We start from the raw sequence: 15,442 nt of genomic DNA on the forward strand, positions 1-15,442 counted from the left end.
TATGTAAAAATAAAGGTCTGATTAAAAATCAGACCTTTATTAATTTAAGAGCCGATGTCTCTATGCAATAACGGCGTCGTGCTTGTCTTTCGATGTCGCAGCGAAGTAGAGCTTAGTCTCTTCAATAACGACATTTCTGAGCAACACCAATCCAATTAGGTTAGGCACCGCCATTAAACCATTCACGATATCGGCAATAATCCAAATCATATCTAGGTGTAAGAACGCACCAGACGCGACCAAACCAACGAAGATGATCTTATAAGGTAATACCGCTTTGGTACCCATGAGGAATACAACGCAACGTTCGCCATAGTAATTCCAACCAAGAATGGTGGTAAACGCGAAGAATATCAGTCCGATCGAAACCAGTAGAGGACCGAGAGTATCCGAATTTAGACCGACAGCAAAAGCATGTGTGGTCATCGCCGCGCCAGCAAAATCACTTTGCCACGCGCCAGTCAAAATCAATGCAAGGCCAGTCATGGTACAGATAATGATGGTGTCGATGAACGTACCGGTCATTGAGATAAGTCCTTGACGAACACAGCTATCCGTTTTAGCCGCTGCCGCTGCCATCGGCGCACTGCCTAGGCCACTTTCGTTAGAGAATACACCGCGAGCAATACCAGACTGAATTGCTAACATAATACTGGCTCCAACAAAGCCCCCCGTTGCCGCTGTGCTAGTAAATGCAGACACTACGACAAGTTGAATTGCGGCACCTAGTTGATCAGCGTTCATAATAATAACGCTCAAGCAGGCTAGCACATAAAACACCGCCATGGTCGGTACTACTTTACCTGCTACTTTAGCAATAGACTTGATACCGCCCAAGGTTACAAAGGCAACTAAAAGGGTAAGAACAGAAGCGGAGATCTCGCGAGAGATGCCGAAAGAAATGTGGCTTGCATCTAGAATGGCGTTGACTTGCGGAAAGGTACCAATACCAAAACAAGCTACACCAAGAGCAAAGACAGCGAACATCGTGGCTAGGAACTTAGAACCGACACCATCGCGCAGATAGTACATAGGTCCGCCAAGCATCTGTCCTTTATCGTCTACTTTGCGATATTTAACGGCGAGCAAGCATTCGGCATACTTAGTAGCCATACCAAACAGCGCCGCTAACCACATCCAGAATAAAGCACCAGGGCCGCCTAGCTTAATTGCAGTTGCAACGCCTACGATGTTACCAGTCCCTATTGTCGCTGATAAAGCGGTACACAATGCAGCGAAGCTCGAAACATCACCATTACTGGATTTGTCTTTGCTGAAGACGAGCTTGAGCGCAGTTGGAAGATGCCTAAATTGAAGTAAGCCAAGTTTAAACGTGAAGTATACGCCAGTACCAACAAGCAAAATGAGTAATGGTGGTCCCCATACAAAAGAGTCGATGGCTTGTAGTAAAGATTGAAGGTTGTTCATGCTTTCCCCTTAATAAAACAAAATTTAAGGAGAAGAGAGAAGGGCAGTAATCCACAGATCGAAGATGATCTGAGCTCATTACCACTCAGTATTGACCGTAAACGGTTGTTCGTTACAGTAGAAATATGAGTTGTTCAATGGTGCTATTCTCTCCTCTGTCCTTTTGCCTGAGAGTTTCACTCATTACATGAAATGAGCTTGCTCCTTCGGCGACCGATTTAACGGTTCTCTCCAGAGGTTCCTCCAACTACAGTCCTCACTTTATCCTTATCTAAGATAAGCTCTGATTTCTCAGAATAAAGCACCTGAAAGATTTACTTCTTCGGCGGGTCATACTAACCAAATGTTAATGTAAGGTTAATAAACCACTCTCCTGCAGTCTTCAACGGAACAAATATCTAGTGACTAGATAATCTGTGACGGCAATCCTATCGTAAATAAAAAACGATGTCATGAATAATTTTACAATTTATTTGAGCCAAAATAGGGCGTTGATCGTTCCATTTGGTATATTTGAACATGTTTCTGACTTTAGAATTGAAGTTGTACGCTAAAGTGATGAGTAGTACAGTTAACTCTCTGGAAATTCACTACTTTTGCTTAAAATGTAGCCGTTAGTGCAAAGGAGATGTTTATGACTCGATTGATTGCAATTGTGTTTCTAGTGGCTCTGGCCTTTTTGTTATTTCGATATAGAGCGAATGAGAAGGTACAGAAGGGTGTCGTGATCACCCTCATATCTGCATTCGTTATTTACACAGCGACGTTGGTCATCTCAGAGTTAATTCGATAAACCAACAAACAACTTTTAAAAGGGGTTAGAGTGGATAAACAACCTGAAAATCAGCCGGTTGAAAGAGATGATGTCGTAGTCATCGAACAGAGAGATACCCGTGCGAGGTTGTATATTGGCATCGCCGTGGTGCTGGGTTTGGCAGCTGGTGGTCTTATAGGTTCGGCAGTTACGCAAAATGACTGGCAGCAGCGATATAAACAACTCGATACCCAATACCAACAAGCGTTAGTCAAAACTCAAACTCAGAAATCTAACTTGGATGAACAACTTGCTTTAGCTGAGTCAGAGTCACAACTAAAGTTGCGCAAGGTGGTTGAAGAGAAAGTAGAACAACATCAGCAACAGGTAGATGCTTTGAATGAGCAAATTGCCAAACTCAAAGCCGATAATCAGCAACTCGAAAGCCAGTTAAATGCTCAAGGTAAGAAACTTGCGCAGCAGAAAAAACAGAATGTTCAACTGGAACGTAAAACGGATATCCAAAGCTCGATGTTCGAACAGTCTCAAGAGCTATTTAAGCGAGAAGCGGAACTGAAAGCTGAAGTGGCTAAGTTGGAACAAGAAAAATCGCAGCTGACTCCAAACTTGAAACGCTGGAAGAAGGATTGTGATCTATTCCTAGAAGGAACATCTTGGGATGCGAAGTCGGATTCATGTGACCGTTATGATTCTGCCACATCACGTATTAGCCAAATCGAGCAGATGTTGAAAGTGCATAATATGGATCTCAACCATATTGCGACGTTGAAAAGCGAACTCGGCATTCAATAACACTCAAGGATTGGCAAAGTAGAAATACCTAAAGATACTTTGCCAATTAATCTCTTCTCTGAATTATGAAGTGAATTTCATTCACACACTGATTCTATGATTTATCAATCTAATTGTAATATGCGGGCTTCATAAGAATCGTATTTTTAGATTGGTGAATCAATGAAAAACTCCACATTATTACTAGTCATTACTTTAATGGTTGGTTGCTCTGCGAAGCCCGTTAACCAAGATGCTAAATCGGTCAGAATTGTCGATTTCGCGCCTGCGAATTGCTTGTACTTAGGTGAAGTCGATGGAACGCAAGGTAATTGGTTTACCGCCGACTTTACAAGTGACAGAAACATTCTGGTTGGTGCTAGGAATCAGCTGAAAAACGAGGCGCATAAGCTAGGAGCGAATGTCGTTGTACTACAAAAGAGTGTAGATAACAGTAACGATGGTCTGTACGCTTATGCGGACAAAAATTCGTTTGGTATGTCTAGTAGTAAAGGAACCTACAGTAGTACGCTAATTGGCGAGGCTTATTTCTGCGCAGAACAATGATATTTTTCTTGATAAGAATATATTCTATCGAGTCACTTCAAACCCAATTGTAATTGATATATTTCTAGCTACTAAATCATTCAAATTAGCTCGACTTTGCATGGAAATAATCAAAATAAAATACTGTTGTTATCTAGAATAACGTTAATTTTAACATCTAAAGAACAGTAGAATGAACCAACCAAATTATTGGCCATATATTATATCAATATCGATGTTATCAACGGATGGCTTTGCGGAGGGAGTCGCCTACCTAGACACTAAACCTAGCGTCGTGAACGCCATCAACTACGACCAAAGCCTGAATATAAACGAGTACTATGTTAGTGAGAAACTGGACGGTATTCGTGCTATTTGGACAGGAGAACAGTTAGTGACGCGCTCGGGACGAGTAATTAACGCTCCAGATTGGTTTACACATTCGCTCCCCTCCATCATGGTCGAAGGAGAGTTATGGGCTGGAAGACAGCAGTTCTCTAAAGTCCAAAATACAGTACTTGATCTAATGCCTGACAATGAAGCTTGGCAAGAAATTCATTTTAAATTGTTTGACGCGCCTAGGCATTTAGGAACATTTGATCAACGATATGAGTTTCTTAAGCGTTACTGTCAAAGTCTTGCTATGAGACATATTCAATGTGTAGAGCAGTTTACGGTTTCAAGCCATAAAGAACTCGATGACTATTTAGAGCGGATAACGGCGGACAATGCTGAAGGGCTGATGCTTAAATTGAAACATGAGGTCTACCACCCGGGAAGAAACCATTCACTTATTAAAGTCAAAATCGTGCAAGATATGGAAGGCCTTGTAGTTGGCTACAAAGAGGGGAAAGGCAAGTATCAAGGAAAGATGGGCGCATTACTTATCGAACTCAGGGACGGCGCACGATTTTATGTCGGTAGCGGATTTAGCGATATAGAACGTACTAATCCTCCTAAAATCGGAACCACGATTACGTTTAAGCACAACGGTTGGACAGTTAATGGATTGCCACGCTTCGCACGATTTTTCCGAGTTCGTGAATCTGAGTAGCCATTACGGTTGTCTTATCTCGGTCAAGGTTTTACCACAGCGCTTAAACAACGATTTCCAATAGAATACATGCTGCTGATTGGCCGTTTTAAACTCATCATAAATGTGGTCGAGTCGATAAACCGACACCTTATCTTGTTGGACCTTATCCAAAACGTGCTTGATAAACACCACTTCGCGAGAAATGGCTTGATATTCACTGCTGAGAAACGAGAGGTAAGGCTGAATATCGGTGATGAACAGGTTGTTGAAGACATTAACTAAATAGTTAAAGCGGGTAGTATCTCTATTAGCCCCACATAGAATTTTATTATCGTACTGCTGTAATTGTTGAGTGACTACCGTCAGCCAATGTGTACTCGCTTGAAGAGAATAGGCGAGATTTCCGATGAGTTTCGTTTTCTCTAATGTTTCTTGGTACGGTGTAATAGGCTGAGGTAAGGTTAAGGTATGGCTTCCTTCGGTTTGTGTGAGAATGTAAGCGGCTATACTATTGAGTGTATTTAGCGCCGAATGTAATTGAGCTGCTTGACTACTTATCCCTTCATCTAACCACTGATTACCAGAGAGCTGAGCGCGCATCGCATGACTGGTAAAGATAAGATTTGAAAAGTAACTAGGAAGATAACGGTATTTAGTGGCCAGAATGTCTTCAAGCTGGGCTTTCACACTTTGCTCTATTTTATCTGATAACAAGCATCGCTCGATACCGTCGATTAATGTTATCTGATAGTCAAAATCACGAAACTGGTCTTGGACTTTACCTAAAACAGAATTACGTTCAGCTATCAGCTTAAAAAGATGGCATTTTCTAAGCTGATAGCTATCGACGATGCCCAGCGTAGTGCGTGGAATATCGATAGTAATATTGCGTTGGCTCGGAAGGGTGATTAAAGTGTTGTCAGGGTGAGGTAACGCGTCGCTGTCTTGAATCGAGGCAACTCTCGACAAATAGTCTTCAAAACGGCTCTCCGCTCCCTGCTGCTCAATACATCCAGACAAGAAGGCGCTTATGATAAAAACAAGCGCCAAGACTGCTTTTGCTGATGGAGGTGCTGTTAGTACTTTCAAAGTTTTCTGCGCGTTAAACTATGTATCTAGGTATTACGTAAGCCTAGTCCATCTTTGATCACCCTTAATAAACTTATCGACGTTCTAAAGCTAGCGGCTCGCGTATTCGAGTTGTAATTCATCGTTTTGACGGTGCATCCATAGCAGTCGGATAGTGAGCATGATAGCGGCACTTGATAGGCCAGCGATAAAGCCAATCCAGAAACCAACTATGCCCATTGGCTCGATAAGTAAATCTGTCATTCCGAGAACGTAGCCTAACGGTAATCCGATTAGCCAATAGGCGATAAATGTACGATTAAAAATGGCTTTCATGTCTTTATAGCCACGCAATGCGCCCGCAGCAACGACTTGGATTGCGTCAGTACATTGATAGATGGCTGCAAAAATCAATAGGTGCATTGCTAGCGTAACTACTTCTACGTTGTCAGTATAAAGATGAACGATTTGTTGTTTAAAGATCAACGTACAGATTGCGGTAAAAATAGCGGTCCCAAGACCCACTCCGAGGCCGACACGACATGCAATGACGGCTCCAGCCGTATCAGTCTCACCCAGTTTATGTCCAACGCGGATACTGACTGCTGCACCGATACTCATTGGGATCATGAAGACTAAAGATGAAAAGTTCATTGCCACTTGATGCGATGCCACGACAAGTGAGCCAAGTGGCGCGACAAGCAATGAAACCACGGCAAAGAGTGATACTTCAAAAAAGATTGCAGCAGCGATAGGAAAGCCAAGTTTAAACAAGCGAACCTGTGCTTTTCGCTCTGGTTTATGCCATGTTTTAAAAAGTTCAATGTGCTTGAGTCGGTCAGTAGTGATGGCATAAAACAGCATCATAAAGAACATGAGCCAATAGACGATTGTAGTCGCAACGCCACATCCAACACCGCCTAACGCTGGTGCACCGAATTTCCCGTAAACAAAGATCCAGTTAAGTGGGATATTGATCAGCAAGCCAATAAAACCAATAACCATCGCGGGCTTGGTCAGCGACATTCCGTCAGTGTAACTACGTAGTGCCTGGAATAACAGAAAAGCAGGCACCGCAAAAATAACTGCGTAAATGTAGCCTACGGTTTTTTCTGCCATGATGGTTTCGACACTCATTAGATCGAGTATGGTTTCTATTTGCAATAGGACCATAATAATTGGAACACTAATAAGCAGAGCCATGATGAATCCTTGATGGATCTCATAAGGGATCTGCTTTTGCTTTCCAGCCCCATTGAGTTGTGCAACAACAGGCACCAAGGCCATTAGCAAGCCGATACCAAAGAGTATAGAAGGAAGCCAAACACTGGCGGCAATGGAAACCGCGGCCATATCTACGGCACTCACACCACCTGCCATAATAGTGTCGACAAACCCCATTCCAGTTTGAGCAATTGAGGCAATAAGAACGGGAGAGGCAAGTTTAATGAGGTTTTTAGCTTCAGTCTGATAGCGTTGCACGTAGGATTCCATGTTTTATAAATAACCATGATGAATGATAAAGAAGTTTGCCATTTCGCACCATGATTTATTGTCTTTGTAGTCCGATAATAGTTTGTTTTAGAAACAAACGCTTACTCACAACTCTTATCTTGAACGTGCTTTATGATTGAATCATCACAGCGGCAAGGATGAATCGATGAGTACACATGATAAATTGGATTATGTTGAGTTTGCAGCGGCCGATATTCCAGCAACAAAAGCGTTTTTTGAAGCGGCATTTGGCTGGACGTTTGAGGATTATGGATCTGATTATACGGCTTTTTCAAACCAAGGACTTAACGGTGGATTTTATCGCGCAGAGTTAAGTTCAAGAGCTAATCAGGGTGGGGCGTTGTTGGTCTTCTACAGCGCAGCGCTTTCCGAAACCCTGGAACGGGTGAAGCAAAATGGTGGTTGCATAGAAAGGGATATTTTCGACTTTCCAGGTGGTTGCCGGTTTCATTTCAGCGAACCTAGTGGCAATGAATTTGCGGTTTGGTCTGAATCTAGATAATAAGCGCCAAATACGCCAATGGGCTCTAGCATTTTGCTGGAGCCCATTATGTAAAAGCGATTGAGTTAGTAGATAACTTTTACTTTTTGAGCACATTCGACGGCCTCGTCGATTGCCGTCTCGAGAGATTTACGTTTAGTAAGTACAACTCCCAAACGGCGACGGCCATCAATATCCGGTTTACCAAAGAGGCGAATTTGAGTTTGAGGAAGACATAAAGCTTCATCTAGGCCTTCGTAACGGATATTGTTAGAGGTGCCTTGGCCGAGAACAACAGCGGAGGCAGCGGGGCCATATTGGGTGATGCTGTTAATTGGCATGCCGGTAAAAGCACGAACGTGTAATGCAAACTCTGACATATCTTGAGAAATCAGGGTAACTAGACCCGTATCATGTGGGCGAGGTGATACTTCATTGAAAATAACTTTATCGCCTTTAACAAACAGTTCTACACCAAAAATACCATAGCCACCCAGCGCGTTAACTACTTGCTCCGCCGTATATTCTGCCGCTTTTATTGCATTAGCAGACATCGCCTGAGGCTGCCAAGACTCGCGGTAATCACCATCTTCTTGGCGGTGACCTACAGGAGCACAAAAGTGAACGCCATCTACAGCGCGTACGGTCAATAAAGTAATTTCATAATCGAAATCGATAAAACCTTCAACAATGACTCGACCTGCGCCAGTACGGCCACCTTCTTGAGCATAGGTCCAGGCTTTCTCAATGTCGGATTCTAACTTGATGACACTTTGACCTTTACCAGAAGAACTCATGACTGGTTTCACTACACATGGCACACCGACATTTTCTACAGCCGCTTTAAAGTCTTTGTAGTTGTCTGCAAATTGGTAAGGAGAGGTGTTTAGGCCAAGTTCTTCAGCCGCCAGTCTACGGATACCTTCACGATTCATGGTCAGCTTGGTTGCATTCGCGGTAGGAACAACGTATAAGCCTTTACTTTCTAACTCGACTAGCTTGTCCGTTGCAATGGCTTCGATTTCCGGTACTACGTAATCGGGTTGTTCTTTATTGATAATGGCTTCTAGTGCTTCGCCGTCCAACATATCGAGAACATAACTTCGGTGAGCAACTTGCATTGCAGGAGCGTCGGCATATCGGTCACAAGCGATGACTTCTAAACCTAGTCGTTGGCATTCAATGGCAACTTCTTTACCTAATTCACCAGAGCCTAAAAGTAAAACACGTGTAGCATTTTCACGAGTAGCAGTACCAAACATAGAGTGTCCTTGAGCATTCATGAGGAAGAATTTCGGAGGATCATACTGGATTATTGTAGGAAAGCAAACGTTTGCGCGAGATTTTATTATCAGTACAAATTTTGGCCTAAAAAAGCCCCGCATGAGCGAGGCTAAACGATATCAGGAAGTTGCAGCGCTAGATTGACACGTATTCTAATTGGATATCTGGGTCAATAGCCTCAAGCGTTGCTTGAGTGTCTGCAAGGTGACTGATTTTACCTTTGGAAACTTCGGCCAGTGCTACTAATTGAATGTCTTCAAAGTTTTGACCATCTAGAAGTAACTGAACAAACGCAACCTGTAATGGTGGTAGGCTAGGGTTAAATGCTGCGTTCTCAGCGTACGCGCCTTGATAGACAGAGCCATCTTTCATTGCGATAGCAACACCACTTAGATTTTGAGTATAAGGTGAATGACTGCGATTTAACGCTTCTACCGCAGATACGATGAGCGCATCAGTTTCGTCAGTAGTCAAATTGTGAGCTAATGGGGTCATTAACCCTTCGGTAATACCAAGATCTTTAGGTCCAAAGGACTCTGGTAAATATTCTTGTAGCGTCATTGCATCGCGCTGTGGCAATTGAATGACTAGCTTGTCCGCAGTAGTTAGCTCGTTCATAAATTGGCGGCAGTGACCACAAGGACTAAAGTTAATCGTGATATCTTTAAGTCCGGTTTCACCTTTCATCCAAGCGTGGCTGATGGCGGATTGCTCTGCGTGAACCGTTTGACCAAGTTGTGCACCAATAATCTCCATGTTTGCGCCGAAGTACAGTTTTCCTGATGTCCCACGTGCAATTGCGCCAACAAAAAACTCAGAGATAGGTGCGTATGAATAGGCTGCAGCTAAAGGCAGCAAGGCGACGCGAAGCTCATCATCTTGTAGGCCAGAAAGGACAAGCAATTGTTCAAACTGCTCTTGCGATAGCGTTGCATCGAATTCTGGTGTAGTAATGATAGGTTTTAGATAGTTAACGATCTGCTGTGGCATATCTGCAAGCGCTGACTCAAAACGATCTGTCATGCTGTGTCCTTTATTTTTTGCGGTTTACTGACATTCTATGCAAGTTAGTGAGAAATAAAGGTGACAATGATCACAAATAAAAATGCAATGAATGCAATTTACAAGCAATAAGAGTGATGTCACACAATTTGTAGCCAGTAAACGACGAGTTTTACTGGCTATACAGTTCTGAAGTGTTAGGCGATAACCGTCCCAAACCAGAGGGAGAATGCGAACATAGACGGAGCAAGAATGGAAGTGATAACACCACAAACAACGAGAGCAAGTGAGCTGAATGCTGCGTCTCTCGGATCTTTCTCTGCGCAAGTAGCTGTGCCAAGTGCGTGAGACACCGTACCCATGGTTAATCCTTTTGCAATGGGATGTGTGACACCGAGTAAGTTGTATATTGGGTACGCTAATATCGCACCAAATAATCCGACGAGTAACACAAGAATGGCGGCAATGGCTGGCTCCCCACCTAGATGGCTTGAAACTTCCATTGCGATAGGTGTAGTGACCGATTTACCCAACAAACTGGCGATGAGTTGCATGTCGGCGCCTAACCATACAGCGAGCATTGAAGCTGTGAACATGGAAGCAACACTACCAACGCCACATGCTAACGCGATTATTCTCCAGTTGGCACGTATTTGCGGGAGTTGCTCATAGAGCGGATAGGCAAGTGCAACCACGGCTGGTTGTAGCAGATAGCTGATCCATTCGTTGTCCGCGTAATAAGTATCAAAAGGCACTTTAAGGTACGTGAGTAAAGGAATCATAATCGCAATACTGAGGAGTAACGGATTAAACAGTGGATTCTTTACTTTCTGAGAAATAAAACGGGCAACAAAAAAAACGACAATTGTAACGAGCAGCCACATACTAGCTATCTCCCTTTTTTAAGAATCGATCAAGGAAGACGGAGAGCGCCGTCAGAACAATAAGTGTACCGCCAATAGCGCCGGCCAATATCGGCAGAGCATTAGCAATCAACATATCGAAATGGTTCATTAACCCAACACTAATGGGAACGAATAACAAAATCATATAACGAATGAACACGTGAGCACCCGGTTGAACGAGTTTAACCGGGATAACTCCGCTCGCCATCGCCGCAAATAACAGCAACATACCAAATATACTGCCAGGTACGGATACATCGAGTAAATGCTGGATAGTATTTCCAATAAATAAGGCAACGAAAATAATAGCGAACGATAATATATAGTGAAGCGCGGTTTTGAGCATGGCTTCCTCTTAGTATAAAAAGTAACGACTCTCCTTAAATGCAGCCAAAAGAATGAATCCTGAGGTTTAGCTGCATGGTCACTACATGGCTGGAGAAGTTAAGAAACGAGACGCTCCACGTAGCGGTAAACGGATTTTAGTATGGCGAGTTTCTTCTCGTCAGGCTCATGTTCGTGAACTAAGTTTTCCATATTCAGCATATAGCTTTCAATACGACTTTCGAAAAACTCACGACAATGGTTTGCCCAGCGAGCCTGTTCCGTTTCATCAAGGCTCCATGGGAAATTGCGCGCACGGTACCTAAATAACAGCGGCTCAATACGTGGATCACTAAAACTAATGTCTAATGCAGACAGATTGTTTGGGTCCGTTTCGCGAATAATGTCCATCGCGCTTTTGTCTGCTGGCGAGAAAAAGCCGCTGTAGAGCTGAGTATCGACGTTGTCGTCATTCTCAAACTCACGCTCAATACTATAAAGTCCGATCAGTTTTTCACGGATCTCTGGATGTTGTTTGATGAGAGCGAGGTTCTGCAAACACTGCTCTCTGTCAATGCCAATGGACTCTGCATTATCCGCTGTGAGCGTTTTCGCTGGCGCGAGAATAGGGCACTTGTTGAGATGAATAAGTTTAAGCGGGACAGGTTTCTCATCCGGTGCGAGTTCATCATGTCTGGTGTATAGGCGCTGATGTAGTTCGTCAACATCCAAATCTAATAGTGGTTGTGGATCTTTGGCCAGATCAGCAACTATAACTGCATTTTGATTGGTTGGGTGCCATGCGATAGGTACTACCCAACTGGTATATTGGCACTCTTTTCCTAACATTCCGGATACGTGCATTAACGGTGTCATGTTCACGATATCGACGAGTTCGTTTAGTTTTCGCTTTTGACGCATCGAATAAAAGTAATCAAACAGTTTTGGCTGTGCTGCCTTTACTTTTTTGGCTAGTTCTATCGTGGCAATAACGTCTGCCATGGCATCGTGAGCGTTTTCGTGTTCGATACCATTAGCAACAGAGAGGTGTTCAAGTTTAAAACTGGTAAACCCTTCGTCATTCTCCGGCCATTCAATTCCTTCAGGGCGCAGCGCGTGGCACGCACGCATCACATCTAATAAATCCCAACGTGAGTTACCGTTCTGCCAACTCCACGCGTAAGGATCGATGAAGTTACGATAACAGGTATAACGAGTCACCTCATCATCAAAGCGAATACTGTTGTAACCAAGGCTTGTTGTGTTTGGTGTAGCCAGTTCGTGATGAATCTTAGCAATGAACTCTGGCTCTGAGAGTCCTTTTTCCTGACAAAGTTGCGGTGTGATACCTGTGATTAATGCTGCTTCGGGAGAGGGTAAGTAGTCCGATGGTGGCTGGCAGTAAATAACCAATGGCTCACCAATGATATTAAAGTTCTCATCCGTCCGTACACCAGCAAACTGACAAGGTCTGTCTTTAGCTGGGCTCACTCCCCATGTTTCATAATCGAAAAAGAAATAAGTGGGTTGGTGTTGGGACATTAGAAATGGTTCCTTAAATCATAGACTAAGCACAATGAAATGATGCTTGGATAACTCTTATTAGACCACCCGAGAGAGTGTATGGCAACGAACATTGAGCATTCTCAGCGGTATTATCCACGCGATTTTGGTGTTTCATTTCTTTCAGTGTTTACCGCGCTTTTCGTTTAGCTGGTTTATCATACAGTTGAATGGCCAATAGACATTTAGACGTCTAGACGTTGACATGTCTTGATGGTGGCATTATGCTGCTCGCCTTCCTGTTATTGCTGCCACTTTTGATATGACCAACACGAATAAAGACAAACAATCTATTGTTCCTTCATCTATAGCACTGCTTCCTCTTGTACTATTCCTGACACTATTTATAGGTGTAGGCACCTATTTATCCTTACAAGGTGTAGATTTCGCGTTTTATCAACTTCCTGCGCCAATTGCTGCATTACCTGCGGTGGTTCTGGCGATCATTTTAAGTAAAGAAGCACTGAACAAGGCTATTGAGCATTTTATTAAAGGCGTGGGACATCAAGATATCATCGCCATGTGCCTGATTTATTTGTTAGCGGGTGCGTTTGCTGCAGTAGCGAAAGCCTCTGGAGGTGTTGATGCAACAGTGAACCTCGGGTTATCGGCCATTCCAACAAGCATGATTCTTCCTGGTATATTCCTAATTTCAGCTTTCATTGCGACCGCAATGGGGACGTCAATGGGCACCATAGCTGCCGTCGCACCTGTTGCTCTCGGTATTGCAGAATCTGCGGGCATGAGTGTGCCACTGACCGCGGGTGTCGTATTAAGTGGCGCTATGTTTGGTGATAACTTATCTATTATCTCCGACACAACTATTGCTGCGACACGTTCGCAAGGGTGTGAAATGAAAGATAAATTTAAAGAAAATATACGTATTGCTATTCCTGCAGCGTTTATTGCTTTAGTGATTTTCGCATTGAATAGTTCTGCGACTCAGTTACCAGAAACTGGAGATATTGAGTGGTTTAAAGTCATGCCTTACATCGCGATTCTGGTGTTGGCTGTCTCTGGATTAAACGTCTTTGTTGTTTTAGCCGTAGGGATTCTGCTTGCGGGGACGGTGAGTCTGACCTCTGTTGAGGGTTACCAACTGACAAGCTTTGCCAAAGATATTTATGCTGGCTTTGGCAACATGCAAGAAATCTTCTTATTGTCTATGTTAATTGGTGGGCTGAGTGAGCTAATGCGTCGTCAAGGCGGCTTAGCATTTCTAACGCAAGTTATTACTAAAATGATTCGTAAGTTTGGGTCAACGCATTCAACGCAAGCAAACAGAAAGGCGAGTGAGTTCGGTATTGCGGGCTTAGTCTCTCTGGTCAATATGTGCACGGCAAACAATACCGTAGCCATTATTGTCTCTGGTAGCGTAGCTCGAGAACTGGCTCAAGAAAACAACGTAACCGCACGCCGCTCAGCGAGCTTACTTGATATCTATTCATGCGTAATTCAAGGAATACTGCCTTATGGTGCTCAAGTGTTACTGCTTGGCTCCGTGTTCCAATTATCGCCTTTAGAAGTGGTTTCTAACTCCTATTACTGCTTCGCATTAGCATTATCAGCGGTGGTAGCGATCGTGTTAAAACCATGCGCGAAGCAATCGAGAGGTTGCGAAGAGAAACACGCATAATAGCCTCATAGTTGAAGGGCTAAACATCCAATTTTGATAATAAGTAAGGCTTCATTGTATGGAGCCTTTGCTTTATTTGGGGAACTCAGACTCTCAACACCTGTCCAAATACCGTCAGATAAAACGCCTCTATGTGCAGGTTATGCTGCTTTATTAATCGATATGTTATTAACTATCGTAGAATATTGACTTTGCTTTAAAGTGCTGTTTTATTGGAGGAAGAAGGCAAGCAAATGCGCGTGTGTTTCTTTTCCTACGATTTCGATTTAAATCCGCCATGAGGAAGTAGCATGTCTGAATTACAAATTATCAAAGCCGATTACTCTGCAGTACCAGAACTATGTAACATGTTTCTAGATGCTTACGCTGATAATGAAGCGATGCAAGCAGCATTACGTCAAGACGAGGTGGCTAACTTCGCACATGATTGTTACTGGCGTTGGGCTGTTGGCGAATGGGGTTTAGCCGGTGGTGAAGTGTACACCACTCCAGAGCGCGATGGTTGCGTTATTATGCGTTCACCTGGTAAGCATCAGCCGGATGTTATGCAAAAAATGGAGATTCTATCCATTGTTACCCGCATGATGGGCTCTTGCAAAATTGAGTTGGCAAAAGAAGTCTGCGAACAAATGCTGGCGGTGCCACCGTTGCAAGATTGCTATTGGTTATGGGGCCTAGGAGTGTCACCGAAAGCTGGAGGAAAAGGTCTTGCGAGTGCGTTAATCAAAACCGTCACTGACCAGGCAGATGCGGCGGGCAAACCAACTTATGTCGTAGCATCAAGTGAGAAAGTTGTGAAGACTTTTGAGCGTCGAGGCTTTGAAGTACTGTCTAAGAGTGAAAATTTCCCATACTGGTTCATGCTTCGACCTGCTCAAAGCTAAAAACAGTTGTCAACAAAGAGCCTTGGTTAAACCGAGGCTCTTTTTCTTTTGAACCTACCTCTAAACGTATAACCCTCCACCTGTTTCAATCCTCCTCGCTATAATCCGATTCCCTTTATCTTACTAAGCGAAACAAATCCAACATTGAGGCAATTGTGTAACTGCCTGTGTCTGCTAGATAGTGTCTTCGTTTAATTATTCTTAGATAGCCAGTATTCCCAATA

At 43.5% G+C, this 15,442-nt stretch carries 15 protein-coding genes and 1 riboswitch; of the genes, 7 read left to right on the top strand and 8 right to left on the bottom strand.

The window, feature by feature from the left end:
* Window positions 1-60 precede the first annotated feature (60 nt).
* The gene (locus AWH66_RS18655; RefSeq protein ID WP_063606749.1) at window positions 61-1,428 is read right to left on the bottom strand and encodes an alanine/glycine:cation symporter family protein; all 1,368 of its coding nucleotides are present in this window, start codon (window positions 1,426-1,428) and stop codon (window positions 61-63) included.
* Window positions 1,429-1,573: 145 nt separating this feature from the next.
* Window positions 1,574-1,673: riboswitch (glycine riboswitch) on the bottom strand.
* A gap of 389 nt (window positions 1,674-2,062) precedes the next feature.
* Here AWH66_RS18655 and AWH66_RS25990 point away from each other — a divergent pair.
* The 4 genes from AWH66_RS25990 to AWH66_RS18670 all read left to right on the top strand — a co-directional run bounded on the left by AWH66_RS25990 (window position 2,063) and on the right by AWH66_RS18670 (window position 4,574).
* On the top strand, window positions 2,063-2,221 hold the full coding sequence (locus AWH66_RS25990) for a hypothetical protein (RefSeq protein ID WP_167360970.1): 159 nt from the start codon (window positions 2,063-2,065) through the stop codon (window positions 2,219-2,221).
* A gap of 30 nt (window positions 2,222-2,251) precedes the next feature.
* The gene (locus AWH66_RS18660; RefSeq protein WP_063606748.1) at window positions 2,252-2,995 is read left to right on the top strand and encodes a hypothetical protein; all 744 of its coding nucleotides are present in this window, start codon (window positions 2,252-2,254) and stop codon (window positions 2,993-2,995) included.
* Window positions 2,996-3,157: 162 nt separating this feature from the next.
* On the top strand, window positions 3,158-3,541 hold the full coding sequence (locus AWH66_RS18665; protein WP_063606747.1) for a DUF4156 domain-containing protein: 384 nt from the start codon (window positions 3,158-3,160) through the stop codon (window positions 3,539-3,541).
* A 172-nt stretch (window positions 3,542-3,713) separates the two neighbouring features.
* Window positions 3,714-4,574 carry a DNA ligase gene (locus AWH66_RS18670; RefSeq protein WP_063606746.1) on the top strand — a complete coding sequence of 287 codons (861 nt, stop codon included), beginning with the start codon at window positions 3,714-3,716 and terminating at the stop codon, window positions 4,572-4,574.
* A 3-nt stretch (window positions 4,575-4,577) separates the two neighbouring features.
* Here the strand turns inward: AWH66_RS18670 and AWH66_RS18675 are convergent, their stop codons facing one another.
* Window positions 4,578-5,645 (bottom strand): DUF3080 family protein, encoded by a 1,068-nt coding sequence (locus AWH66_RS18675; RefSeq protein WP_083400073.1) that lies wholly within the window; start codon window positions 5,643-5,645, stop codon window positions 4,578-4,580.
* Between the two features lie 90 nt (window positions 5,646-5,735).
* A complete protein-coding gene (locus AWH66_RS18680) occupies window positions 5,736-7,106 on the bottom strand; it encodes an MATE family efflux transporter (RefSeq protein WP_063606745.1) in 1,371 nt (456 codons plus the stop codon).
* A 178-nt stretch (window positions 7,107-7,284) separates the two neighbouring features.
* Between AWH66_RS18680 and AWH66_RS18685 the strand changes: the two genes are divergently transcribed.
* Window positions 7,285-7,641 carry a VOC family protein gene (locus tag AWH66_RS18685; RefSeq protein ID WP_063606744.1) on the top strand — a complete coding sequence of 119 codons (357 nt, stop codon included), beginning with the start codon at window positions 7,285-7,287 and terminating at the stop codon, window positions 7,639-7,641.
* Window positions 7,642-7,706: 65 nt separating this feature from the next.
* Here the strand turns inward: AWH66_RS18685 and purT are convergent, their stop codons facing one another.
* The 5 genes from purT to sbcB form a co-directional block, all read right to left on the bottom strand.
* Window positions 7,707-8,882: a formate-dependent phosphoribosylglycinamide formyltransferase gene (gene purT / locus AWH66_RS18690; protein ID WP_063606743.1), complete on the bottom strand. Its 1,176-nt coding sequence runs from the start codon at window positions 8,880-8,882 to the stop codon at window positions 7,707-7,709.
* Between the two features lie 157 nt (window positions 8,883-9,039).
* Entirely contained in the window at window positions 9,040-9,927 is an 888-nt protein-coding gene (cdd, locus tag AWH66_RS18695; protein ID WP_063606742.1) for a cytidine deaminase, read from the bottom strand.
* 176 nt (window positions 9,928-10,103) lie between these two features.
* Window positions 10,104-10,790 (bottom strand): CidB/LrgB family autolysis modulator, encoded by a 687-nt coding sequence (locus tag AWH66_RS18700; RefSeq protein WP_006072457.1) that lies wholly within the window; start codon window positions 10,788-10,790, stop codon window positions 10,104-10,106.
* Window position 10,791: 1 nt separating this feature from the next.
* The gene (locus AWH66_RS18705) at window positions 10,792-11,157 is read right to left on the bottom strand and encodes a CidA/LrgA family protein (RefSeq protein ID WP_038228552.1); all 366 of its coding nucleotides are present in this window, start codon (window positions 11,155-11,157) and stop codon (window positions 10,792-10,794) included.
* Window positions 11,158-11,255: 98 nt separating this feature from the next.
* Entirely contained in the window at window positions 11,256-12,677 is a 1,422-nt protein-coding gene (gene sbcB / locus AWH66_RS18710; RefSeq protein ID WP_063606741.1) for an exodeoxyribonuclease I, read from the bottom strand.
* 283 nt (window positions 12,678-12,960) lie between these two features.
* Here sbcB and AWH66_RS18715 point away from each other — a divergent pair, with 283 nt between their 5' ends.
* Window positions 12,961-14,334, top strand: a complete 1,374-nt coding sequence (locus AWH66_RS18715; protein ID WP_063606740.1) for a Na+/H+ antiporter NhaC family protein — start codon at window positions 12,961-12,963, stop codon at window positions 14,332-14,334.
* A 290-nt stretch (window positions 14,335-14,624) separates the two neighbouring features.
* A complete protein-coding gene (locus AWH66_RS18720; protein ID WP_063606739.1) occupies window positions 14,625-15,218 on the top strand; it encodes a GNAT family N-acetyltransferase in 594 nt (197 codons plus the stop codon).
* The last annotated feature ends 224 nt before the right edge of the window (window positions 15,219-15,442 follow it).

Source organism: Vibrio barjaei, from assembly GCF_001639065.2.
Lineage (GTDB): Bacteria > Pseudomonadota > Gammaproteobacteria > Enterobacterales > Vibrionaceae > Vibrio > Vibrio barjaei.